Origin of the sequence: Burkholderia ubonensis (genome assembly GCF_001718695.1) — a bacterium.
GTDB lineage: Bacteria > Pseudomonadota > Gammaproteobacteria > Burkholderiales > Burkholderiaceae > Burkholderia > Burkholderia ubonensis_B.
Genome location: NZ_CP013420.1, coordinates 678,587 through 703,332 on the forward strand (window position 1 = coordinate 678,587; position 24,746 = coordinate 703,332).

Annotated in this window: 19 protein-coding genes and 2 pseudogenes; 20 read left to right on the forward strand and 1 reads right to left on the reverse strand. The window is 67.2% G+C overall.

All coding sequences use genetic code 11. From position 1 onward, the window contains the following. Positions 1-67 precede the first annotated feature (67 nt). The 17 genes and pseudogenes from ndk (at position 68) to WJ35_RS03195 (ending at position 18,766) form a co-directional block, all read left to right on the forward strand. A complete protein-coding gene (ndk, locus tag WJ35_RS03115) occupies positions 68-493 on the forward strand; it encodes a nucleoside-diphosphate kinase (protein WP_010092247.1) in 426 nt (141 codons plus the stop codon). A 57-nt stretch (positions 494-550) separates the two neighbouring features. Then, on the forward strand, positions 551-1,690 hold the full coding sequence (gene rlmN, locus WJ35_RS03120; protein WP_060234921.1) for a 23S rRNA (adenine(2503)-C(2))-methyltransferase RlmN: 1,140 nt from the start codon (positions 551-553) through the stop codon (positions 1,688-1,690). 166 nt (positions 1,691-1,856) lie between these two features. Further along, positions 1,857-2,882 (forward strand): helix-turn-helix domain-containing protein, encoded by a 1,026-nt coding sequence (locus WJ35_RS03125; RefSeq protein WP_069238713.1) that lies wholly within the window; start codon positions 1,857-1,859, stop codon positions 2,880-2,882. A 112-nt stretch (positions 2,883-2,994) separates the two neighbouring features. Continuing rightward, the gene (ispG, locus tag WJ35_RS03130) at positions 2,995-4,308 is read left to right on the forward strand and encodes a flavodoxin-dependent (E)-4-hydroxy-3-methylbut-2-enyl-diphosphate synthase (protein WP_069239386.1); all 1,314 of its coding nucleotides are present in this window, start codon (positions 2,995-2,997) and stop codon (positions 4,306-4,308) included. Positions 4,309-4,316: 8 nt separating this feature from the next. After that, a complete protein-coding gene (gene hisS, locus WJ35_RS03135; protein WP_060234919.1) occupies positions 4,317-5,657 on the forward strand; it encodes a histidine--tRNA ligase in 1,341 nt (446 codons plus the stop codon). 55 nt (positions 5,658-5,712) lie between these two features. After that, a complete protein-coding gene (locus WJ35_RS03140; protein ID WP_060234918.1) occupies positions 5,713-6,342 on the forward strand; it encodes a YfgM family protein in 630 nt (209 codons plus the stop codon). Positions 6,343-6,383: 41 nt separating this feature from the next. Beyond that, positions 6,384-7,529: an outer membrane protein assembly factor BamB gene (gene bamB, locus WJ35_RS03145; protein ID WP_060234917.1), complete on the forward strand. Its 1,146-nt coding sequence runs from the start codon at positions 6,384-6,386 to the stop codon at positions 7,527-7,529. Positions 7,530-7,771: 242 nt separating this feature from the next. Further along, the gene (der, locus tag WJ35_RS03150) at positions 7,772-9,109 is read left to right on the forward strand and encodes a ribosome biogenesis GTPase Der (protein ID WP_060234916.1); all 1,338 of its coding nucleotides are present in this window, start codon (positions 7,772-7,774) and stop codon (positions 9,107-9,109) included. 141 nt (positions 9,110-9,250) lie between these two features. After that, positions 9,251-9,490, forward strand: coding sequence for an RNA chaperone Hfq (hfq, locus tag WJ35_RS03155; protein ID WP_006399927.1), 240 nt, complete (start codon positions 9,251-9,253; stop codon positions 9,488-9,490). A 72-nt stretch (positions 9,491-9,562) separates the two neighbouring features. Beyond that, positions 9,563-10,738, forward strand: a complete 1,176-nt coding sequence (gene hflX / locus WJ35_RS03160; RefSeq protein WP_196222092.1) for a GTPase HflX — start codon at positions 9,563-9,565, stop codon at positions 10,736-10,738. Between the two features lie 47 nt (positions 10,739-10,785). Further along, complete coding sequence (hflK, locus tag WJ35_RS03165) at positions 10,786-12,144, forward strand: FtsH protease activity modulator HflK (protein ID WP_069238715.1); 1,359 nt, start codon at positions 10,786-10,788, stop codon at positions 12,142-12,144. 14 nt (positions 12,145-12,158) lie between these two features. After that, the gene (hflC, locus tag WJ35_RS03170; protein ID WP_069238716.1) at positions 12,159-13,058 is read left to right on the forward strand and encodes a protease modulator HflC; all 900 of its coding nucleotides are present in this window, start codon (positions 12,159-12,161) and stop codon (positions 13,056-13,058) included. A 36-nt stretch (positions 13,059-13,094) separates the two neighbouring features. Continuing rightward, positions 13,095-13,286, forward strand: coding sequence for a DUF2065 domain-containing protein (locus WJ35_RS03175; protein WP_010092260.1), 192 nt, complete (start codon positions 13,095-13,097; stop codon positions 13,284-13,286). A 96-nt stretch (positions 13,287-13,382) separates the two neighbouring features. Next, positions 13,383-14,531: an ATP phosphoribosyltransferase regulatory subunit gene (locus WJ35_RS03180; protein ID WP_059618057.1), complete on the forward strand. Its 1,149-nt coding sequence runs from the start codon at positions 13,383-13,385 to the stop codon at positions 14,529-14,531. A 115-nt stretch (positions 14,532-14,646) separates the two neighbouring features. Beyond that, the gene (locus tag WJ35_RS03185) at positions 14,647-15,993 is read left to right on the forward strand and encodes an adenylosuccinate synthase (protein ID WP_029226527.1); all 1,347 of its coding nucleotides are present in this window, start codon (positions 14,647-14,649) and stop codon (positions 15,991-15,993) included. Between the two features lie 6 nt (positions 15,994-15,999). Further along, positions 16,000-16,592, forward strand: a pseudogene (locus WJ35_RS03190) (phosphoribosyltransferase). Between the two features lie 254 nt (positions 16,593-16,846). After that, entirely contained in the window at positions 16,847-18,766 is a 1,920-nt protein-coding gene (locus WJ35_RS03195; protein ID WP_060234913.1) for a potassium transporter Kup, read from the forward strand. Positions 18,767-18,860: 94 nt separating this feature from the next. On the opposite strand, the gene WJ35_RS03200 is transcribed toward WJ35_RS03195, so the two are convergent. Next, positions 18,861-21,188, reverse strand: coding sequence for a Tex family protein (locus WJ35_RS03200; protein WP_060234912.1), 2,328 nt, complete (start codon positions 21,186-21,188; stop codon positions 18,861-18,863). Positions 21,189-21,350: 162 nt separating this feature from the next. Between WJ35_RS03200 and WJ35_RS03205 the strand changes: the two genes are divergently transcribed. The 3 genes and pseudogenes from WJ35_RS03205 to WJ35_RS03215 all read left to right on the forward strand — a co-directional run bounded on the left by WJ35_RS03205 (position 21,351) and on the right by WJ35_RS03215 (position 24,709). Further along, positions 21,351-22,109: a hypothetical protein gene (locus tag WJ35_RS03205; protein ID WP_069238718.1), complete on the forward strand. Its 759-nt coding sequence runs from the start codon at positions 21,351-21,353 to the stop codon at positions 22,107-22,109. A 78-nt stretch (positions 22,110-22,187) separates the two neighbouring features. After that, a complete protein-coding gene (locus WJ35_RS03210) occupies positions 22,188-22,403 on the forward strand; it encodes a YdcH family protein (RefSeq protein ID WP_010092269.1) in 216 nt (71 codons plus the stop codon). Between the two features lie 55 nt (positions 22,404-22,458). Continuing rightward, positions 22,459-24,709, forward strand: a pseudogene (locus WJ35_RS03215) (ATP-dependent DNA helicase). Positions 24,710-24,746: the final 37 nt, after the last annotated feature.

Here is a 24,746-nt window from a genome sequence, read left to right on the forward strand (position 1 = left end):
TACACGGGATCGTGCTACAATAGCCGATTCATTTGGAAGTGTAACTTCTTAATTTCTTGGAGTTTTTATGGCAATCGAGCGCACCCTGTCGATCATCAAGCCGGATGCGGTGGCAAAGAACGTGATCGGCCAGATCTACAGCCGTTTCGAAGGCGCCGGCCTGAAGGTCATCGCAGCGCGCATGGCACACCTGTCGCGCGCTGATGCAGAGAAGTTCTACGCAGTCCACGCGGCGCGTCCGTTCTTCAAGGACCTCGTCGATTTCATGATCTCGGGCCCGGTGATGATCCAGGTTCTGGAAGGTGAAGGCGCGATCCTGAAGAACCGCGACCTGATGGGCGCGACGGACCCGAAGAAGGCGGAAAAGGGCACGATCCGCGCCGACTTCGCCGACAGCATCGACGCGAACGCGGTGCACGGCTCGGACGCACCGGAAACGGCAAGCGTCGAAATCGCGTTCTTCTTCCCGGAAATGAACGTCTACTCGCGTTAAGCACTGACTGAGCATACAGGCAGGCAGGATTCAGCGCACGCGGCAAGGCAGCACATCATGACGAGCGAAACTTCCGTCAATCTTCTCGACTTCGACGCCGAGGGTCTTGTCGCGTATTGCGGCGGCCTCGGCGAGAAGCCGTTCCGCGCCAAGCAGTTGCAGCGCTGGATCCACCAATACAACGCCGGCGATTTCGACGGCATGACCGATCTCGCGAAGTCCCTGAGGGAAAAGCTCAAGGGCCGCGCATCGATCGTGATGCCGGATATCGTCAGCGACCACGTTTCCACCGACGGCACGCGCAAGTGGCTGATCGACGTCGGAAACGGCAATGCGGTCGAAACCGTGTTCATCCCGGAAGAGACGCGCGGCACGCTGTGCGTGTCGTCGCAGGCTGGGTGCGCGGTGAACTGCCGCTTCTGCTCGACGGGCAAGCAGGGTTTCTCCCGCAACCTGTCGACGGCTGAAATCATCGGCCAGCTGCGCATGGCCGAATTCGCGCTGCGCGCTTCGCTCGGCCGCGCGCCGGGCCCGAATGGCAAGGCCGAACGGGTGGTCACCAACGTGGTGATGATGGGCATGGGCGAGCCGCTGCTGAATTACAGCGCGGTCGTGCCGGCGATGCGGCTGATGCTCGACGACAACGCGTACGGGCTGTCGCGCCGCCGCGTCACGCTGTCGACGTCCGGCGTGGTGCCGATGATGGACCGCCTCGGCGCCGAGCTGCCGGTGGCGCTCGCCGTGTCGCTGCACGCGCCGAACGATGCGCTGCGCGACATGCTCGTGCCGCTCAACAAGAAGCACCCGCTTCGCGAACTGATGGCCGCATGCCAGCGCTACCTGAAGGTGGCGCCGCGCGACTTCATCACGTTCGAATACTGCATGCTCGACGGCGTCAACGACACCGAGGCGCATGCGCGCGAACTGCTGGCGGTGACGCGCGACGTCCCGTGCAAGTTCAACCTGATCCCGTTTAATCCGTTTCCGGAGTCGGGGCTCATCCGTTCGAAGCCGGAGCAGATCAAGCGCTTCGCACAGATCCTCATCGACGCGGGCGTCGTCACGACGGTGCGCAAGACGCGCGGCGACGATATCGACGCCGCGTGCGGCCAGCTGGCCGGTGCGGTGAAGGATCGCACGCGCCTTGCCGAGCGCACGGGCGCAGCAGGAAAAGTAATCGAGGTCCGGGCGGTTTGACGGGGCCGCCTAGGCGGGATGCCCGGACTATTTGGCGGTACAACACGCGAATAGCGATCGGACGCGGCGCCTCGTGCGCCGCGCATGGTATGGACGACGCGCGGGCGCCGCGCCGGCAGGAGCCGGATGCGCCCGCCAGTGAAGAAGAATCGACGCGAGGAATAGGATGAGTGAGCCGCAGCCGTCAAACGGCGCAGAGACGAATGCCGCGAAGCCGGCAACGGCTGGACTGGAATCGCTGACGGCCGTCGGGGGACGGCTGGCGCAGCTTCGGGAGGCGAAGGGCTGGACGGTCGACGACGTGTCGGCGCGACTCAAGGTCGCGCCGCAGAAGCTTCGGGCGCTCGAGTCGGGCGACATCAGCCATCTGCCCGGGGTGACGTTCGCGATCGGGGTTGTGCGCAGCTACGCGAAGATGCTCGGCGTCGATCCGGAGCCGTTTGCGCAGGCGCTGCGCCGCGAGCGCGGCGAGCCGGAGGTGGATCTGTCGATGCCCGCGTCGTCGGGGACGGATCTGCCGCGCGGCCGCGTGTCGATTCCGCTCGGCGGCTCGTCCGGTCATCATCCGTGGCTGTGGGGCACCGCGATCGTCGTCGTGGCGGTGATCGCCGTGCTCATGTGGCACACTGGCGGCGATTCGCCGAACTGGCTCGCGCGCTTCAAGGGCGCCGCCGCCGAGCATGCGCCGGCGGCGAGTGCAGTGGCGGCATCGGCCGCATCGGCCGCGGAAGAGCCCGCGGCGGGCAGTGCGTCGACGGCAGCAGGCAACGAGGTTGTGGCTGCTTCGGCCGTAGTCGCGCAGGCGTCGGCGTCGGCGCCGGTCGCGGCGTCCGTGGCTGCCCCGGCGGCTGCGGCCCCAGCATCGCCCGCATCGCAGCCGGCCGCCGCGAGCGCGGCAAGCACGGCAAATGCGGCCCAGCCGGCGAGCGTCGCGGTCGCGGCCGGCCAGTCGATGGTCGAGCTGAAGGTCAAGCAGGACAGCTGGTTCAGCGTGCGGGACAAGAGCGGCAAGGAGCTGTTCTCGGGGCTGGTGCGCGGCGGCGAGACGAAGCAGGTCGCGGGTGACGGCCCGTTCAAGGTCACGATCGGCAACAAGGCGGGCCTCGACGCGATCACGTTCGAAGGCAAACCGGTCGATCCGGCAAAATATTCGGCAGCGCGGGGTAACGTGGCGCGGTTCACGTTGCCCTGACGGCAAGCGCCGTGGCGTGGGTCTGTGACGCGTGACGACAGGCCCTGAAGGCACGGCGCTTTTTCAATTCATGCGCCGCGACGCGGCGCATTCGGCGTAAATGGATCTATCGATGCAATCCGAAGCTCAATCCCCACGCAGCAGCCAGATTTGTTCAACCGAGCCGGTGTTCGGCGGGCATGCGCCGCGCCGCGTATCGCATGCGGTGAATGTCCGCTGGGGCGGAACGCTGGTGACGATCGGCGGTGATTCGCCGGTGCGCGTGCAGTCGATGACGAATACCGACACCGCGGACGCGATCGGCACGGCCATCCAGATCAAGGAGCTCGCGAACGCGGGTTCCGAACTCGTGCGCATCACGGTCAACACGCCCGAGGCGGCGGCGGCCGTGCCGGCGATCCGCGAGCAGCTCGACCGGATGGGCGTGACGGTGCCGCTCGTCGGCGACTTCCATTACAACGGTCACCTGCTGCTGCGCGACCATCCGGGCTGCGCGGAGGCGCTGTCGAAGTACCGGATCAACCCCGGCAACGTCGGCCAGGGCGCGAAGCGCGACACGCAGTTCGCGCAGATGATCGAGGCGGCGATCAAGTACGACAAGCCGGTACGGATCGGCGTGAACTGGGGCAGCCTCGACCAGGACCTGCTCGCGCGCATGATGGACGAGAACGGCGCGCGCGCGCAGCCGTGGGATGCGCAGAGCGTGATGTACGAAGCGCTGATCCAGTCCGCGATCGGCTCGGCGGAGCGCGCGGTCGAACTGGGCCTCGGCCGCGACCGCATCGTGCTGTCGTGCAAGGTCAGCGGCGTGCAGGACCTGATCGCCGTCTACCGCGAGCTCGCGCGCCGCTGCGGCTTCGCGCTGCACCTCGGGCTGACCGAGGCGGGCATGGGTTCGAAGGGCATCGTCGCGTCGACGGCGGCGCTCGGCGTGCTGCTGCAGGAAGGGATCGGCGACACGATCCGCATTTCGCTGACGCCGGAGCCGGGCGCATCGCGCACGGGCGAAGTGGTGGTCGGCCAGGAGATCCTGCAGACGATGGGCCTGCGCTCGTTCGCGCCGATGGTGATCGCATGCCCGGGCTGCGGCCGCACGACGAGCACGCTGTTCCAGGAGCTCGCGATGCAGATCCAGACCTACCTGCGCGAGCAGATGCCGGTCTGGCGCAAGGAATATCCGGGCGTCGAGACGATGAACGTCGCGGTGATGGGCTGCATCGTCAACGGCCCGGGCGAATCGAAGCACGCGAACATCGGCATCAGCCTGCCGGGTTCGGGCGAGAATCCGGCCGCACCTGTCTTCATCGACGGCGAGAAGGTCAGGACGCTGCGTGGCGAGCGCATCGCCGAGGAATTCCAGCAGATCGTCAGCGACTACGTCGAACGCAATTACGGCCGTGTGCGGCCGTCCAGAACTAATTCGTAACAGACACGATGACTGAACAGAAACGCAAGATCGAGAAACTCGCGGGCGTCAAGGGCATGAACGACATCCTCCCGCAGGATGCCGGCCTTTGGGAGTTCTTCGAAGCCACCGTGAAGTCGCTGCTGCGCGCTTACGGCTACCAGAACATCCGCACGCCGATCGTCGAGCACACGCAGCTCTTCACGCGCGGCATCGGCGAAGTCACGGACATCGTCGAGAAGGAGATGTACAGCTTCACCGACGCGCTGAACGGCGAGCACCTGACGATGCGTCCGGAGAACACCGCCGCCGTCGTGCGCGCGGCGATCGAGCACAACATGCTGTACGACGGCCCGAAGCGCCTGTGGTACATCGGCCCGATGTTCCGTCACGAGCGTCCGCAGCGCGGCCGCTATCGCCAGTTCCACCAGGTCGGCGTCGAGGCCCTCGGCTTCGCGGGCCCGGACGCGGACGCGGAAATCATCATGATGTGCCAGCGCCTGTGGGACGACCTCGGCCTGACCGGCATCAAGCTCGAGATCAACTCGCTGGGCCTCGCGGAAGAGCGCGCGGCGCACCGCGTCGAGCTGATCAAGTATCTCGAGCAGCACGTCGACGCGCTCGACGCCGATGCGCAGCGCCGCCTGTATACGAACCCGCTGCGCGTGCTCGACACGAAGAACCCGGTGCTGCAGGAGATCGTGCGGAATGCGCCGAAGCTGATCGACTTCCTCGGCGACCACTCGCGCGCGCACTTCGACGGGTTGCAGCGCCTGCTGAAGGCGAACAACATTCCGTTCACGATCAACCCGCGTCTCGTGCGCGGCCTCGACTACTACAACCTGACCGTGTTCGAGTGGGTCACCGACAAGCTCGGCGCGCAGGGCACGGTCGCCGCCGGCGGCCGCTACGATCCGCTGATCGAGCAGCTCGGCGGCAAGCCGACCGCCGCGTGCGGCTGGGCAATGGGCGTCGAGCGCATTCTCGAGCTGCTGAAGGAGGAGCAGCTCGTGCCGGAGCAGGACGGTGTCGACGTGTACGTCGTGCACCAGGGCGAGGCGGCGCGCGAGCAGGCGTTCATCGCCGCCGAGCGTCTGCGCGACACGGGCCTCGACGTGATCTTCCACTGCAGCGCCGACGGCGCGCCGGCGAGCTTCAAGTCGCAGATGAAGCGCGCCGATGCGAGCGGCGCCGCGTTCGCGGTGATCTTCGGCGAAGAGGAGATCGCGAACGGCACGGTGGGCGTGAAAGCGCTGCGCGGCACGGGCGAGGAAGGGGAAAAGAACGCTCAGCAGACCGTACCGGTCGAAAGCTTGACCGAATTCCTAATCAATGCGATGGTTGCATCCGCCGAAGACGGCGACGACTGATCGCGCTGGCATTCGCTCGACAAGAAAGGCCTGAACAGGAAGGAATCGCTCGCCGATGAGTTACCACGACGAACAAGAATCGATTGAAAGCCTCAAGGCGTGGTGGGCCCGCTGGGGCAACCTCACCACGTGGATCGTCCTCGCGGCGCTCGTTGTCGCGGCCGGCTTCAACGGCTGGAATTTCTGGCAGCGTCGCCAGGCCGCGCAGGCATCGGGGCTGTACGAACAGGTGCAGAAAGCCGCCGCGTCGAACGACAAGGCGACGATGGCCCGCGCTGCCGCCGACATGGAAGACAAGTACAGCGGCACCCCGTATGCGCAGATGACGGCGCTCGCGGCCGCGAAGGTGCTGTACGCGGCGGGCGACGCCGCGGGCGCGAAGGCGCAGCTGCAGTGGGCGGTCGATCACGCGAAGGACGACGAATACAAGCAGATCGCGAAGCTGCGCCTCGCGTCGCTGCTGCTCGACGAGAAGGCGTACGACGCGGGGCTCGCGCTGCTGTCCGGCACGCCGATCGATGCATTCAAGGGCCTCGTGGCCGATCGCCGCGGGGATCTGCTCGCCGCGCAAGGCAAGGCGGACGATGCGCGCGCCGCATACAAGCTCGCGCTCGACAGCCTGCCGAAGGAAGACATGTCGGCGCGCCAGCTCGTGCAGTTCAAGCTGGACGCGCTGGGCAGCTGAGCCTCGGCTTCCTCAACCTCTTAACTTTGCTTCGCTAACCGATGAATTTGCTGAAACGTTACGCTGTGCCCGTTGCCTGCGCGGCGGCCGTCCTGGCACTGGGGGCCTGCTCGTCGACGAAGGACGCGCGTCGCGTGCCGACGCCGCTGACCGAGTTCAAACCCGCTCTCGACGTGCAGCAGGTCTGGTCGTCGAGCGTCGGCAAGGGCGGCCGCTACCTGTTCTCGCCGGTGGCGGTGGGCGACGCGGTCTTCGCGGCCGGCGAAAACGGCTCGGTCGAGAAGATCGATGCAAAGACCGGTCAGCGGATCTGGCGCACCAAGCTCGACTCGGACCTGTCGGCGGGCGTCGGCAGCGACGGCAACCTGACCGCGGTCGGTGCGCTGAAGGGCGGCGTGTTCGTGCTCGGCCCGGACGGCAAGCTGCTGTGGAAGACGAGCGTGCAGGGCGAGATCTTCTCGCCGCCGCTCGTGGGCAACGGCCTCGTGATCGTCCGCACGATCGACGGCCAGGTGATCGCGTTCTCCGCGCAAACCGGCGAACAGAAGTGGAACTACCGCAACCGCGCGGTGCCGCTGAACCTGCGCGTGTCGGCGGGCATGACGTTCGCGGGCGACGCCGCGGTGCTCGCGGGCTTCCCGGGCGGCGGCCTCGTCGCGATCAACCTGCAGACGGGCGAACCGTACTGGCAGACGCCGGTGTCGTTTCCGAAAGGTGTGACGGAAGTCGAGCGGATCAACGACGTCAGCGGTCCGCCGACGCTCGTCGGCGCGCAAGCGTGCGCGGTGACGTTCCAGGGGCAGCTCGGCTGCTTCGATGCGAACTCGGGCCGCCCGGTGTGGGAGAAGGCGTTCTCGAGCCGCAGCGGCATCGCGCAGGACGACTCGGTGGTCGCGGGCGGCGACGACTGGTCGGTCGTCACCGCGTACGACGCGGCGAGCGGCAACGAGCTGTGGCGCAACACCAAGCTGAAGAGCCGCGACGTCGGCGTGCCGTACCTGCTCGGCCATGCGGTCGTGATGGGCGACTACAAGGGTTACGTGCACTTCCTGTCGCGCGAAGACGGCACGTTCATCGCACGGATGAAGACCGACGGCAGCCCGATCACGGCGGCGCCGGTCCTCGCGGGCAACACGCTTGTCGTGCAGACGAACGACGGCGGGCTGTACGGCTTTCGTCCGCGCTGACGCGACGGCACGCTCGCCTGGCGCGGCGGTTCGCCGCACGGTGCGCCGCGCATCACTTGAAGGCGGCCGGGTGCTCCCGGCCGTTCGGTATTTGGAAGGCAGTACGAGACGAAAGATGGACGGCGCGCGTCGCGCGCCGGGCGCGCGCATCCGGCGCGGCGCGAATTCGTGATATTTTCATTCAGCGCAGCCGCCCGCAGCAGCGGGCCTCCCGCTGCTGCGCCTCACCGTAGACTACACAGATGAAACCGGTCATTGCCCTTGTTGGGCGCCCCAATGTGGGGAAATCCACGCTGTTCAACCGGCTCACGCGTTCGCGCGATGCGCTGGTAGCCGACTTGCCGGGCCTGACGCGCGATCGCCATTATGGCGAAGGGCGGGTCGGCGAGCGGCCGTACCTCGTCGTCGACACGGGCGGCTTCGAGCCGGTCGCGAAGGACGGCATCCTGCACGAGATGGCGCGCCAGACGCGGCAGGCGGTCGAGGAGGCCGACGTCGTCGTGTTCATCGTCGACGGCCGCAACGGGCTCGCGCCGCAGGACAAGTCGATCGCCGACTACCTGCGCAAGACCGGCCGGCCGATCTTCCTCGTCGTCAACAAGTCCGAGGGGATGAAGTACACGGCCGTCGCGTCGGACTTCTACGAGCTCGGGCTTGGCGATCCGCGCGCGATTTCGGCCGCGCACGGCGACGGCGTGACCGAGATGATCAACGAGGCGCTCGGAGTCGCTTACGCGGGCCAGCCGGAAGAGAGCGACGAGGACAAGGCGTCGCGCGGGACCAAGATCGCGATCGTCGGCCGGCCGAACGTAGGCAAGTCGACCCTCGTCAACACGCTGATCGGCGAGGATCGCGTGATCGCGTTCGACATGCCCGGCACGACGCGCGATTCGATCTATGTCGATTTCGAGCGCAACGGCAAGCCTTATACACTGATCGACACGGCCGGCCTGCGCCGCCGCGGCAAGGTGTTCGAGGCAATCGAGAAATTTTCGGTCGTGAAAACGCTGCAGTCGATTGCCGACGCGAATGTCGTCATTCTTCTGCTGGATGCGCGCCAGGAGATTTCAGACCAGGACGCGCACATCGCCGGGTTCGTGGTCGAGCAAGGGCGGGCGCTGGTGGTCGGGGTGAACAAGTGGGACGGTCTCGACCCGCACGTGCGCGAACGCACGAAAGCGGATTTGACCCGCAAGCTGAAATTCCTCGAGTTCGCGAAATTCCACTTCATTTCCGCAGCGGAAAAGACCGGCATCGGTCCGCTGATGCGCTCGGTCGACGATGCGTACGGCGCGGCGATGGCGAAGCTGCCGACGCCGAAGCTCACGCGCGCGCTGATCGAGGCGGTCGAGTTCCAGCAGCCGCGCCGTCGCGGCCCGGTGCGCCCGAAGCTGCGCTATGCGCACCAGGGCGGCCAGAATCCGCCGGTCATCGTGATCCACGGCAATGCGCTCGATGCGGTGACCGACACCTACAAGCGCTACCTGGAGAACCGCTTCCGCGAAACTTTCTCCCTGACCGGGACTCCATTGCGCATAGAGTTCCGTTCGTCGCACAACCCGTACGCGGACAAGAGCTGAACGCACGTCCCGCAAGGGTAGGCCGCATGGCCGACGCCCGGGCGGGGCACGCAAAATCAGCTATAGTGTAGCGATTGGCGCCGGATCTCTTTTTCTTCGTCGCCAATCCAGATCAACCTGCAAAACAAGATGGAGTACGCCATGAGCAACAAAGGGCAATTGTTACAAGACCCGTTTTTGAACGCACTGCGCAAGGAGCACGTTCCCGTTTCGATCTATCTCGTCAACGGCATCAAGCTCCAAGGGAACATCGAATCGTTCGACCAGTACGTCGTGTTGCTCCGTAATACGGTGACCCAGATGGTCTACAAGCACGCCATCTCGACGGTCGTCCCGGCGCGCCCGGTGAACTTCCACCCGGACGCGGAAGCCTCGTCCTAACCTATCGCAGCGGCCGGCATCCGGTCGCCGCGTGCGACCGATGCCAGCCGCCAAATCTTGACACCTGACAATTTGATCAACGCAGCGCTCGTCGGCATCGATTTCGGCAAGACCGATTTCGAGGCCAGTCTCGAAGAACTCAGTCTTCTCGCATCCAGCGCGGGTGCGCATCCCGCCGTCACCCTGACAGGCCGCCGCTCCAGCCCCGATGCCGCGATGTTCGTCGGCAGCGGCAAAGCCGAAGAATTGCGGCTCGCCTGCGAAGCCAACGACGTCGACATCGTCATCTTCAATCACGCGTTGGCGCCGGCTCAGCAACGCAATCTGGAGCGTGCGCTTAACAGGCGGGTCGTCGACCGCACGAGCCTCATCCTCGACATCTTCGCGCAGCGCGCGCGCAGCCACGAAGGCAAGCTGCAGGTCGAGCTCGCTCAACTGCAATACCTGTCGACCCGGCTGATCCGCGCGTGGACCCACCTCGAGCGGCAAAAGGGCGGTATCGGCCTGCGCGGCCCCGGCGAAACCCAGCTCGAAACCGACCGCCGGCTGATCGGCGATCGCATCAAGATGCTGAAGTCGCGCCTCGACCGGCTACGCCGCCAGCACAGCACGCAGCGTCGCCAGCGGGCGCGCAGCGGCACGATGTCGGTCTCGCTCGTCGGCTACACGAACGCCGGCAAGTCGACGCTGTTCAATGCGCTGACGAAAGCGCAGGCGTATGCGGCCGACCAGCTGTTCGCGACGCTCGACACGACGTCGCGGCGCGTGTATCTCGGCGACGAGATCGGCCAGATCGTCGTGTCGGACACGGTCGGGTTCATTCGCGAACTGCCGCACCAGCTGGTCGCGGCGTTCCGCGCGACGCTCGAGGAAACGATCCACGCGGATCTGCTGCTGCATGTCGTCGATGCGTCGAGCGCGGTGCGGCTCGAGCAGATCGAGCAGGTCAACGGTGTGCTGCACGAGATCGGCGCGGACACGATCCGGCAGGTCCTGGTATTCAATAAGATCGACGCCGTGCCTGAGCTGGCGGCCCGCGGCGACGCGGTCGAGCGGGACGAGTATGGTAATATTTCGCGCGTCTTTTTGAGCGCGCGCACCGGTCAAGGGCTGGATGCGCTGCGCGCCGCCATCGCCGAAATCGCCTCTGCGGAACACCTTGACGGCGCGATGTCAGCCGACGGCCCGCTCGACGGCGCGCCCGCGGAATCACACGAAGACCATACGCTTTCCGAACACGGGCGCTAGCCGGTCCCGGCCGGTTTGCCGGCGTCTAATCTGGTGAACAAACTCTGGTGAACGAATACAACGAGCGGAGTAACGGGCGGCGCGAGCACGCCTTGCTGTCGATCAACGATCCCCGCTGGGGACGTGGCGAACGCAATGGCGGGACGCAGCCCCGCGCGAACGAATCGAAGCGCCCGCCAGGCGGTGACGGTGAAGGCCCGCCCGATCTCGACGAAATGTGGCGCAACTTCAACCGGCGCCTGGCCGGCCTGTTCGGCGGCAAGGGCGGCAACGGGTTCCGTCCGGATAACGGCCGGGCCGCGCGAGTCGGCGTCGGCATCGTGATCGGCGTGCTGGCCGCGGTCTATGCCGGCAGCGGCCTGTTCGTCGTGCCGGAAGGCCAGACGGGCGTCGTGCTGCAGATGGGCCGGCTTACCGGCACCGTCGAGCAGGGCGTGCACTGGCGCGCGCCGTATCCGTTCGCATCGCACGAGATCGTCGACACGTCGCAGAGCCGCTCGGTCGAGGTCGGCCGCAACAACGTCGTGCGTGTCGCGAACGTGAAGGAATCCGCGATGCTGACGCGCGACGCCGACATCGTCGACGTGCGCTTCGCGGTGCAGTACCGGGTCCGTTCAGCGACAGATTACCTGTTCCGCAGCGTCGATCCGGAACGCAGCGTCACGCAGGCCGCACAGGCCGCGGTGCGCGCGATCGTCGGCACGCGCAGCGCGGCGGACATCCTCAATCAGGATCGCGATGCGTTGCGCCAGCAGGAGGTGAGCGAAGCGATCCAGCGCGATCTCGACCGCTATCACACGGGGCTCGAAGTCACGTCCGTGACGATGCAAAGCGTCGCGGCGCCCGAGCAGACGCAGGTTGCCTATGGCGAAGTGGCGAAGGCGCGCGACGAGCGCGAGGCCGCGAAGCGCGCCGCGCAGGCCTATGCGAGCGACCTGCTGCCGAAGGCGCAGGGCGACGCCGCGAAACTGATCGACGAGGCGAAGGCGTATGCGGATCGTGTCGTCACGCAGGCCGAAGGCGACGCGGAGCGCTTCAAGCAGGTCTACGCGCAGTATTCGAAGGCGCCGGCCGTGATCCGCGAACGGATGTACCTGGAGACCATGCAGGAAATCTATTCGAACTCGACGAAGATATTCGTCGGCAGCAAGGGCGGCAACAACGTGCTGTATCTCCCGCTCGACAAGCTGGTCGAGCAGGGCCGGCAAAATGCCGCGAACGCCGCAGGTGCATCGAACGCGGCAGCCGGCGCAGCCGCGCCGGACACGGCGTCGGCTCCGGCCGCCGTCGCGTCGGGCGCACCGGCGAGCGGCGCTTCGGCCGCTGCCGCGCCCGCCGCGGGCAGCGACGTGCTGCGATCGCGCGAAGCTTTTCGCAGCCGGTCGCGCGAAGACAATCTGAAGTAACGGGAGCGCGTGTCATGAATCGAATCATTGCGCTCGTCGTTGCAATCGTGATCGTTGCCTTCGCCGCGTCGTCGACCGTCCTCACCGTCGACCCGCGTCATGCGGCCGTGTTGTCGGGCCGTTCGGGCGCCGACCCTACGCTGGCCGGCCCCGGCGTGCATTTCAAGCTGCCGCCGCCGTTGCAGACGGCGACGCTGATCGACACCCGCCTGCAGTCGCTCGAGTCGACGGACCCGCTGCAACTGGCCACCGAAGACAAGCACGATCTGCTCGTCGCGTATGCGCTCAAGTATCGGATTGCCGATCCGATGAAGTATTTCACGGCCACCGGCGGCGACCCGACGGCCGCCACCGAACGCCTCGCCGATGCGCTGAAGGGCGCGCTCGCCGACGCCTTCGCGAAGCGCGCGCTCGACGACGCGCTCGGCGGCCAGCGCGACATCGCGAGCGCGGCGCGCGACGCGGTGCGGGCAAAGGCGGCGGGCTTCGGCGTGGACGTGGTCGACGTGCAGCTCACCCGTGTCGACCTGCCGGCCGCGCAGACCGACGCCGCGTACCAGCGGATGATTGCCGCGCTGCGCGGGCAGGCTGCGCAGGTGCGCGCCGAAGGCGCGGCGGACGTCGAGCAGATCAAGGCCGACGCCGAGCGCGAGCAGCAGGCGGTGCTGGCGAACGCATACAAGTCGGCGCAGACGATCAAGGGCGAGGGCGACGCGAAGGCCGCGACGATCGCCGCCGACGCGTTCGGCCGCGATCCGCAGTTCTACCAGTTCTATGCGAGCCTGCAGGCGTATCGCAATACGTTCAAGCGCAACGACATCATCGTCGTCGACCCCGACAGCGAGTTCTTCCGCTTCATGCGCAGCCCGACAGGCGGTGCCGCACCGGCGGCGCCCGCACCCCGCAAACACTGACCTTGGGGCGCCGCGTCACGCGGCGCCGTCGCTCGCATGGATCTGGCTGGCTCGTTGTTGCTCGCAGTTGCGTTGATGCTGATTATCGAGGGCGCATTCCCCTTCGTGTTTCCGTCCGCATGGCGGGACACGTTTCGTAGAATAGCGGAGCGGCCGCCGCATCATATCCGGATCGGCGGGCTGATCGTGATGGCGCTCGGGCTCGCACTGCTGCTGCTCGCCACCTGATCCGGACGGTGCACCGGCCGTCTGCCTGAACCCGATTCCGATTCACACCGCGGTGCGCGTGTCGCGCGCCGTGTTTCCCGTCGTAGGACCGTACCGATGTCGACCTGGTTACTTCCCGAGAATATCGCCGACGTGCTGCCGTCGGAAGCGCGCAAGATCGAGGAGCTGCGCCGCAGGCTGCTCGACCGCTTCCGTTCGTACGGCTACGAAATGGTGATGCCGCCGTTGCTCGAATATCTCGAGTCGCTGCTGACGAGCGGCGGCAACGATCTGCGCCTGCGCACCTTCAAGCTGGTCGACCAGCTGTCGGGGCGCACGCTCGGCCTGCGCGCGGACATCACGCCGCAGGTTGCGCGCATCGACGCGCACCTGCTGAACCGCCAGGGCGTGACGCGCCTTTGCTATGCGGGCCACGTGATGCACACGCGCCCGCGCGGCCTGCACGCCACCCGTGAGCAGATCCAGATCGGCGCCGAAATCTACGGTCACGCCGGGCTGGAAGCCGATCTCGAAATCCAGCAGCTGATGCTCGACGCGCTGCATCTCGCGGGCCTGTCGCGCATCCGGCTCGATCTGTGCCACGCGGGCGTGCTCGCGGCGCTGCTCGCGCGCGACGCGCAGGCCGCCGAGCGCGGCGAGGCGTTGTACGACGCGCTGTCGGGCAAGGACGTGCCGCTGCTGAACGAACTGACCGACGATCTCGGCGCCGACACGCGCGCCGCGCTGCGCGCGCTGCCGCATCTGTACGGCGATGCGAGCGTGCTCGACGAGGCCCGCGCGCGGCTGCCCGCGCTGCCGGAGATCACGCGGGCGCTCGACGATCTCGCGCAGCTCGCCGCGCAGGCGAAGGGCGTCGAAGTCGCGATCGATCTCGCCGACCTGCGCGGCTACGCGTACCACAGCGGCGCGATGCTGACGGCCTACATCGATGGCGTGCCGAACGCGATCGCGCGCGGCGGCCGCTACGATCACGTCGGCCAGGCATACGGCCGCGCCCGCCCGGCGACGGGCTTCTCGCTCGACCTGCGCGAGCTCGCGCGAATTTCGCCGGTCGAGGCGCGCGGCACCGCGATCCTCGCGCCGTGGGCGCAGGACGACGCGCTGCGCGCGGCCGTTGCGGCGCTGCGCGATGCAGGCGAGGTCGTGATCCAGGCGTTGCCGGGGCACGATCATGTGCTCGACGAGTTCGCCTGCGACCGCTCGCTCGTCGAGCGCAACGGCGCGTGGGTGGTCGAGCCCCGCTAAAAAGGCGTTCGCGGGCCGCGTTTTGGCGTGCCCACATCGTTGAAGCGAAACGGAAAAATTCGGAATCGCCCGCGAACCTAGGTAGAATACGTTTTTAACCAGCTAACGAATCAACATGTCTGCCAGCGCAGTGAATGTGACTCCCGGGCGCAATGTCGTCGTCGTGGGGACTCAATGGGGTGATGAAGGCAAGGGCAAGATCGTCGACTGGCTGACGGACCACGCTCAGGGCGTCGTGCGTTTCCAGGGCGGCCACAACGCCGGCCACACCCTCATCATCGGCGGCAAGAAGACCATCTTGCGCCTCATTCCGTCGGGCATCATGCGTGAAGGCGTCGCCTGCTACATCGGCAACGGCGTCGTCCTGTCCCCCGAGGCACTGTTCAAGGAAATCGGCGAGCTCGAAGAGGCCGGCCTGAATGTCCGCGACCGACTGTTCATTTCCGAAGCGACCACGCTGATCCTGCCGTATCACATCGCGATCGACCAGGCGCGCGAAGCGCGCAAGGGCGCGGGCAAGATCGGCACGACCGGCCGCGGCATCGGCCCGGCGTACGAGGACAAGGTCGGCCGCCGCGCGCTGCGCGTGCAGGACCTGTTCGACGCGAAGACCTTCGCCGACCGCCTGCGCGAAAACCTCGACTTCCACAACTTCGTGCTGACCCAGTACCTGGGCGGCGCGGCAGTCGACTTCCAGGCCACGCTCGACACGATGCTCGGCTATGCGGACCGCCTGAAGCCGATGGTGGCCGACGTGTCGCGCCGCCTGTACGACGCGAACAACGTGGGCCAGAACCTGCTGTTCGAAGGCGCGCAAGGCACGCTGCTCGACATCGACCACGGCACCTATCCGTTCGTCACGTCGAGCAACTGCGTTGCCGGTGCGGCGGCGGCGGGCGCGGGCGTCGGTCCGCAGAAGCTCAACTACATCCTCGGCATCACGAAGGCGTATTGCACGCGCGTCGGCTCGGGCCCGTTCCCGAGCGAGCTGTACGACGCCGACAACCCGAAGCGTCAGGATCAGGTCGGCGTCACGCTCGCGAACGTCGGCAAGGAGTTCGGTTCGGTCACGGGTCGCCCGCGCCGCACCGGTTGGCTCGACGCGGCCGCGCTGCGCCGCTCGATCCAGATCAACGGCGTGTCGGGCCTGTGCATGACGAAGCTCGACGTGCTCGACGGCCTCGACGAGGTCAAGCTGTGCGTCGGCTACAAGATCGACGGCAAGGATGCGGACATCCTGCCGCGCGGCGCGGCCGATGTCGCGCGCTGCGAGCCCGTGTACGAGACGTTCGTCGGCTGGAAGGAAAGCACCGTCGGCATCAACGCGTGGGATGCGCTGCCGGAAAACGCCCGTGCATATCTGACCCGCGTCCAGGAAGTGGCCGGCGTGCCGATCGACATGGTGTCGACCGGCCCGGACCGCGACGAGACGATCCTGCTCCGTCATCCGTTCAAGGTGTAACGCACGATGACGCAGCAGAACACGATGACGCTTGTGTGATGACCGATCCGCGCAACGACGACAAGAACCTGTGGGTGGGCTGGGACGAGTATCACCGCCTGATCGAGATGCTCGCGCTCCAGGTGCACGAGTCCGGCTGGAAGTTCGACCAGATCCTGTGCCTCGCGCGCGGCGGCCTGCGCGTCGGCGACCAGCTGTCGCGCATCTACGACGTGCCGCTCGCGATCCTCGCGACCAGTTCGTACCGCGAAGCGGCCGGCCGCGAGCAGGGCGACCTCGACATCGCGCAGTACATCACGATGACACGCGGCAATCTTGCCGGCAACGTGCTGCTGGTCGACGACCTCGTCGACTCCGGCGTCACGCTCGCGCGCGTGCAGGAGCACCTGAAGGAGCGCTATCCGGCCGTCACGGCGGTGCGCTCGGCCGTGCTCTGGTACAAGGGCTGCTCGAAGGTGAAGCCCGACTACCACACGCAGTTCCTGCCGACGAATCCGTGGATCCATCAGCCGTTCGAGGAATGGGATACGGTTCGTCCGCACAATCTCGAGGCCTGGATCAAGCGCGGCGACGCGCAGCGCGACGCCGCACGCGCGTAAGCGCCTGCCGGCCGATCGCCAAACCGCTCTGACGGCGCCGCTTGCGGCGCCGCTTTTCATTGTCGCGTCGCGACCCGGGTAGGCAACCGCCGGCGTCACGGCTATGATGGCCTCCCTGCCACAGCTCGCGCCGCGTTGCATCGGCGCAGTGGGCCTCGTGGCTTCGCGGCAACAGGACAGGACGGCATTCGACCCCCGCGCGAGTAGAATAGCGCTCGTTTTGTTCGACTCCGGACCCGATTATTTCGCTGCATATGAACGATACGACTCACGCGACCGACGCGATTCACGCGCCGCATTCGTCGACGCAACGACATTCGCTGCAGGCGCTCGCGATTGCCGCGATCGGCGTGGTGTTCGGCGACATCGGCACGAGTCCGCTGTATTCGCTCAAGGAGGCGTTCAGCCCCGCACACGGCATTCCGCTCACGGAAGGCTCGATCCTCGGCGTGATCTCGCTGCTGTTCTGGGCGATCATTCTCGTGGTCGGCGTCAAATACCTGCTGTTCGTGATGCGCGCCGACAACAACGGCGAGGGCGGCGTGCTGGCGCTGATGGCGCTGTCGCTGCGGCCGCTCAATTCGAAGAGCCGCGTGACCGGCGCGCTGATGGCGCTCGGGATCTTCGGCGCGTGCATGTTCTACGGCGACGCGGTGATCACGCCGGCGATCTCGGTGATGTCGGCGGTCGAAGGTCTCGAGATCGCGACCCCGCATCTTTCGCATCTCGTGCTGCCGATCACGATCGTGATCCTGATCGCGCTGTTCTGGATCCAGCGCCACGGCACCGCGACGGTCGGCAAGCTGTTCGGCCCGATCATGGTGCTGTGGTTCGTCGCGATCGCAGCGCTCGGCGTGTATCACATCGTGCGCGTGCCGGGCATCGTCGCGGCGATCAACCCGTACTATGCGGTGTCGTTCATGTCGGACCACCTGCTGCAGGCCTACGTCGTGCTCGGCTCGGTCGTGCTGGTGCTGACGGGCGCCGAAGCGCTCTACGCGGACATGGGCCATTTCGGCGCGAAGCCGATCCGGATCGCGGCGTACGGGCTCGTGATGCCGTCGCTCGTGCTCAACTACTTCGGGCAGGGCGCGCTGCTGATCCAGAACCCGAAGGCGATCGAGAACCCGTTCTTCCTGCTCGCGCCCGACTGGGCGCTGCTGCCGCTCGTCGTGCTGTCGACGGTCGCGACCGTGATCGCGTCGCAGGCGGTGATCTCGGGTGCGTATTCGCTGACCTCGCAGGCGATCCAGCTCGGCTACGTGCCGCGCATGAAGGTGCTGCACACGTCCGAACTGGCGATCGGCCAGATCTACGTGCCGGTCGTGAACTGGCTGCTGCTGTTCGTGATCCTCTGCATCGTGATCGGCTTCAAGAGCTCGGACAACCTCGCCGCCGCGTACGGTATCGCGGTGACGGCGACGATGGTGATCACGACCGTGCTCGCCGCGGTCGTGATGGTGAAGGTGTGGAACTGGAACCGGCTGCTGGTGGGCGCGATCATCGCGGTCTTCCTCGCGGTCGACCTGGGCTTCTTCGGCGCGAACCTGCTGAAGGTCGCGCAGGGCGGCTGGCTGCCGCTCGGGATCGGCGCGCTGCTGTTCTTCCTGCTGATGACCTGGTACAAGGGGCGGCACATCGTGAAGGAGCGCACGGCGGCCGACGGCATCCCGCTCGAGCCGTTCCTGCAGGGGCTGCTCGCGCATCCGCCGCACCGCGTGTCGGGCACGGCGATCTACCTGACCGGCAACGACAAGCTCGTGCCCGTCAGCCTGCTGCACAACCTGAAGCACAACAAGGTGCTGCACGAGCGGACCATTTTCCTGACGTTCGTCACGCGCGATATCCCGTACGTGCGCGACGACAAGCGGCTGGCCGCGCGCGACGCGGGCGGCGGACTGTACATGGTGACGGCGGAATACGGCTTCAACGAAACGCCGGACGTGAAGGCGGTGCTCGAAGAGTTCGGCCGCACCCACGACATGACGTTCGAGCTGATGGATACGTCGTTCTTCCTCGCGCGCGAAACGGTCGTGCCGACGCAGCTGCCGGGCATGTCGATCTGGCGCGAGCGCGTGTTCGCGTGGATGCACCAGAACGCCGCGAAGCCGACCGATTTCTTCGCGATTCCGGCGAACCGCGTGGTCGAGCTCGGCACGAAGATCGAGATCTGACGGCTGCGGGGCGCACGCCCCGCGATGGCCGCACCGGAACGAAAAAAGCCCCGCTTATTCGGTGGGGCTTTTCCTTTTGCCGGAACGCTCGCGCTCAGCGCTGCTTGAGCTTCGCGAACGCTGCGGCCATCGCGCCGGACGGTTCCGGCTCGCGCGAACGGGGCGGACGCGCCTGGCCGCCCCGGCTTGCGCCGCCGCGATCCTGGCCGCCGCGCGCCGCCGTGCCCGGGGTCGCATCGTCGTCGAGGCGCATCGTCAGCGAGATGCGCTGGCGCTTGACGTCGACGTCGAGCACCTTGACCTTGACCACCTGGCCGGCCTTCACGACTTCGTGCGGTTCCTTGATGAACTTCGTCGACAGCGCGGAAACGTGGACGAGGCCGTCCTGGTGCACGCCGACGTCGACGAACGCGCCGAATGCGGCGACGTTCGTCACGACGCCTTCGAGGATCATGCCCGGCACCAGGTCCGACACCTTCTCGACGCCTTCGCGGAACGTCGCGGTCTTGAATTCCGGACGCGGGTCGCGGCCCGGCTTTTCCAGTTCCGACAGGATGTCGCGTACGGTCGGCAGGCCGAAGCGCTCGTCGACGAACTCGGCGGGCGACAGGCCCGCGAGCGCTTCGCGGCTGCCGAGCACGTCGTCGATGCGCTTGCTGATCTTCGCGAGGATCCGTTCGACGACCGGATACGCTTCCGGGTGCACCGACGAGCGGTCGAGCGGATTCTCGCCGCCGTTGATGCGCAGGAAGCCGGCTGCCTGCTCGAAGGTCTTGTCGCCGAGGCGCGGCACCTTGCGCAGGTGCTCACGGGACGGGAACGGACCGTTCGCGTCGCGGTAGTCGACGATGTTGCGTGCGAGCGTCGCGTTCAGGCCGGACACGCGCGCGAGCAGTGCGGCCGATGCGGTGTTCGCGTCGACGCCGACCGCGTTCACGCAGTCCTCGACGACTGCGTCGAGCGAACGCGCGAGTTCGCGCTGGTTCACGTCGTGCTGATACTGGCCGACGCCGATCGCCTTCGGCTCGATCTTGACGAGTTCGGCGAGCGGGTCCTGCAGGCGGCGCGCGATCGACACGGCGCCGCGCAGCGATACGTCGAGCTCGGGGAATTCCTTCGCCGCGAGTTCGGACGCCGAGTACACCGACGCGCCGGCCTCCGACACGACGATCTTCTGCAGGCGCAGTTCGGGGTGCTTCGCGATCAGCTCGCTCGCGAGCTTGTCGGTTTCACGCGACGCGGTGCCGTTGCCGATGCTGACGAGCTCCGCCTGGGTCTGCGCGGCAATGCGCGCGAGCTTTGCGAGCGAGCCGTCCCAGTCGCGGCGCGGCTCGTGCGGGTAGATCGTGTCGGTCGCGAGCAGCTTGCCGGTGCGGTCGACGACCGCGACCTTCACGCCGGTGCGCAGGCCGGGGTCGAGGCCGATCACGGCCTTCGGGCCGGCCGGCGCCGCGAGCAGCAGGTCCTTCAGGTTGCGCGCGAACACGCGGATCGCCTCGTGCTCGGCGTCCTCGCGCAACTGGGTCAGCAATTCGTTCTCGATGTGCGGCTGCACCTTCACGCGCCAGCACCAGCGGCAGACGTCGGACAGCCACTTGTCGGCCGGCCGGTTCTGGTTCGCGATGCCGAAATGGCGCGCGATCATCGCCTCGCCGGGATGCGGCACCTGCGCGTCGAGTTCCTCGCCGAGGCCGAGCTTGACCGTCAGCACACCGGCGTTGCGGCCGCGGAACAGCGCGAGCGCGCGGTGCGACGGCACGGTCTTGATCGTTTCCGCGTAGTCGTAGTAGTCGCGGAATTTCTCGCCTTCTTCGTTCTCCTTGCCTTCGACGACCGCCGACGACACGACGCCCTGGCTGTGCAGGTAGTCGCGCAGCTTGCCGAGCAGCTCGGCCGTCTCGCCGAACTGCTCGGACAGAATGTCGCGGGCGCCGTCGAGCGCGGCCTTCACGTCGGCGACGCCCTTGTCGGCGTCGACGTAGGCGGCCGCTTCGGTCTGCGGGTCGAGCAGCGGGTTGCCGAGCAGCGCCTGCGCGAGCGGCTCGAGGCCTGCTTCGCGGGCGATCTGCGCGCGCGTGCGGCGCTTCGGCTTGTACGGCAGATAAAGGTCTTCGAGCACCTGCTTGCTGTCGGCGGCGTCGATCGCGGCGCGCAGTTCGTCGGTCAGCTTGCCTTGCTCGTCGATGCTCGCGAGGATCGTCGCGCGGCGCTCCTCGAGCTCGCGCAGGTACAGCAGGCGCTCCTCGAGCTGGCGCAGCTGCGTGTCGTCCAGGTTGCCGGTCACTTCCTTGCGGTACCGGGCGATGAACGGAACGGTGGCGCCTTCGTCGAGGAGTTGCACTGCCGCCGCGACCTGGCGCGGCTGGACGGTCAGTTCGGTGGCGATGCGCTGTACGATCTTGAGTGCTACGGTTTCCGTCATGTCGTGGATGATCTCTGCCTGGCTGAAATCGCGGCGCGGGCCGGCGGGCCGTGCTCGCGGCCTGCAACACGAGCCCGCCGAACCGACGCCGCGGGTGAATGAAGCGGGGCATTTTGCCATAAATGGCAGAGCGTCCATCCGCGGGGTGATAGAATTTGACACATGTCCCGCAGCTTTCCTACGACGTTGCCAACCTCCCGCTTTCCTCTCGTCGCGCTCGGCGCAGCGCTTGCCGCGGCTTTGTCCGGCGGGCCTGCCGCCGTGTATGCGCAGGCCTCGGGCGCAGCCGCGCCGGATGTCGCAGCCGCCGCGCCCGTCGCCGCTTCCGCCACACAGGATTTCGACGCACGTCAAAAAGTGCTCGATCAACGCACGGCCAAAAACGATTATCGTTATGCGGTGGCCGAACACGACTGCTACAGCAAGTTCTTCGTCAACTACTGTCTCGGCAAGGCGCGCGACCAGATGCGCGAGGAGCGCGCGAGCATCCGGCAGGAGCAGCTCGCGCTCGACGACGAGCAGCGTGCGGTGCGGGCGCAGCAGCGTGACCAGCAAGCCGCGCTGAAACAGGCGCAGAATGCGGCGGAGGCGCCGCAGCGCGCGGCGAACGAAGCGGCGAACGCGGCTGCGTTCCGCGACAAGCAGGAACAGAATGCGCTGAAGCAGGCGCAGCGCGGCGCGGAAGGCCCGCAGCGCGCGGCGAACAAGCAGGCCTACGACCAGAAGCAGGCCGGTTTCCAGCGCAAGCTCGACGAAGCGCACCAGCAGGCGGCCCAGAAGGCGCAGGAACGGGCGGAAAACGCCGCGCGCTACGAGCAGAAGCAGAAGGAGGCCGCGCAGCACAAGGCCGACGTGGAGCAGCGACAGAAGGAAGCGGCCGAGAAGGCCAGGCAGCAACAGCAGCAAATGCAGGGGCAGTAACGTGTTGGGTTGATCCGGAAAGCAGTCTCGAGCGCACCGGCGCGCAGGCCGGCGCGCCGCTTCGATGAGGAGGCGCATATGCAAAGCCGTCATGCGGAACAGCAGCAGGAATTGCACAACCGGTTGGCTTCATTGCAGGAGCTCCACGCTCAGCTTGCTCGGGAGATCGAGCAGAAGGAAGGGCGGTCCGACATCGACGACATTACGCTGCACAGACTGAAGAAAGAGAAGCTGGCGGCCAAAGACAAAATCATCATGCTGCAATCGCAGCTGGAACCGGATAAGCGCGCCTGAGCGCGGCCTGGCAAGCGCCGGCGCCGCCCGGGCGCTGGACACAGGAACGCTTGCCTTGAATTCACCGCTTGAAGCCACCCCCGATGCCCGGCGAGACTCCTCGTCCGCCGGGCGCGCCCGTGCGCCTGAAGCCACCTTTGAGCTGAGCCGCAAGCGCGTCGACGAGCTCGACGCGATCTTCGGCGACGGCGGGCTGTTCGCGCGAGCGCTCGACGGCTACCGACCCCGTGCATGCATCGCAGATCGAGATGGCGCGTGCGGTCGCGGCCGCGATGGAGGCGTCCGCGCGCCGGATGCCCGAACCCGAGATATTCGAGACCCGCAAGCGCCCGGCGCGGCGCCTCGGCGAAGGCGCCGCCGACAAGGCAGCGCAAGCCGGCGCGGACGACGTCGCGGCCGAGGCCGACGGCGACGCGGGCGACAATACGCTGATCGTCGAGGCGGGCACGGGCACCGGCAAGACCTACGCGTATCTCGTGCCGGCGATGCTGTGGGGCGGCAAGGTCATCGTGTCGACCGGCACCAAGCACTTGCAGGACCAGCTGTTCCTGCGCGATCTCCCGACCGTGCGCGACGCGCTCGCGGTGCCGGTCACGGTCGCGATGCTCAAGGGGCGCGCGAACTATCTGTGCCACTACTACCTGCAGCGCACCGCCGACAACGGCAGGCTGCCGTCGCGGCAGGACACTGCGTACCTGCAGGAGATCGTCCGTTTCGCGAAAGTCACGAGAAGCGGCGACAAGGCCGAGCTGGCGAGCGTGCCGGAGAACGCGCCCGTATGGTCGATGGTCACGTCGACGCGCGACAACTGCCTCGGCCAGGAGTGCCCGCACTACAAGGACTGCTTCGTGATGCAGGCGCGGCGCGAGGCCCAGCAGGCCGACATCGTCGTCGTCAACCATCACCTGTTCTTCGCTGACATCATGCTGCGCGACACCGGGATGGCCGAGCTGCTGCCGAACGCGAACACGATCATCTTCGACGAAGCGCACCAGTTGCCGGAGACGGCGACGCTGTTCTTCGGCGAAACGCTGTCGACGACGCAGATCCTCGAGCTTGCGCGCGATACGGTCGCGGAGGGCTTGAGCCATGCGCGCGACGCGGTCGAATGGGTGAAGCTCGGCGGCGCACTCGAGCGCGCGGCGCGGGACCTGCGGCTTGCGTTCGCGGACGACACGATCGTGCGCATGTCGCTCGCGCAGCTCGGCGACGATCATCCGCTGTTCGGCGCGCTCGACGAGCTGGAGGCGGCGCTCGATGCGCTTGCATCGGCGCTCGCGAGCCAGGCCGAACGCGCGGAATCGCTCGGCGCATGCCTGCGGCGCGCGCGCGAGCTGCAGGACCTGCTCGCCGGCTGGGTCGCGCCCGGCGCCGCGCAGGCGGCTGCCGGCGTGGAGGCGGCGGAATCGAAGGCCGGCGAGGGCGGCGACGCCGGCGAGAAGGTGCGCTGGGTCGAGGTGTTCTCGCATACGGTCCAGTTGCACGAGACGCCGTTGTCCGTCGCGCCGATCTTCGCGAAGCAGCGCGCGGGCGTGCCGCGCGCGTGGGTGTTCACGTCGGCGACGCTGTCGGTGCGCGGCGATTTCACGCACTACGCAGCGCAGATGGGGCTCAGCTCGCGCCGCTCGATGACGCTCGCGAGCCCGTTCGACTACCAGGCGCAGGGGCTGCTGTACGTGCCGCGCAATCTGCCGCAGCCGTCGTCGCCCGCCTTCACGGATGCGGTGTTCGACGCCGCGCTGCCGGCCATCGAGGCATCGGGCGGCGGCGTGTTCATGCTGTGCACGACGCTGCGCGCGGTCGACCGGATCGCCGCGAAGCTGCGCGACGTGATCGAGTCGCGCGGTTGGAACACGCCGCTTCTCGTGCAGGGCGATGCGAGCCGCACCGAGCTGCTCGACCGGTTCCGCGCGTACGGCAACGCGATCCTCGTCGGCAGCCAGAGCTTCTGGGAAGGCGTCGACGTGCGCGGCGACGCGCTGTCGCTCGTCGTGATCGACAAGCTTCCGTTCGCGCCGCCCGACGATCCGGTGCTGGCCGCGCGGCTCGACGCGCTCGCGAAGAAGGGCTTGAGTCCGTTCGCCGCGCACCAGCTGCCGCAGGCGGTGATCACGCTGAAGCAGGGCGCGGGCCGGCTGATTCGCGCGGAAACCGATCGCGGCGTGCTGATGATCTGCGACACGCGCCTCGTCGACAAGCCTTATGGGCGGCGGATCTGGCAGAGCCTGCCGCCGTTCAAGCGGACCCGCGAGATCGAAGTCGTCGAGGAGTTCTTCGACGAGCATCGCGCGGCGAAGCGGGCATAGCGGCGCGGCGCCAATGAAAAACCCGGCCAATCGGCCG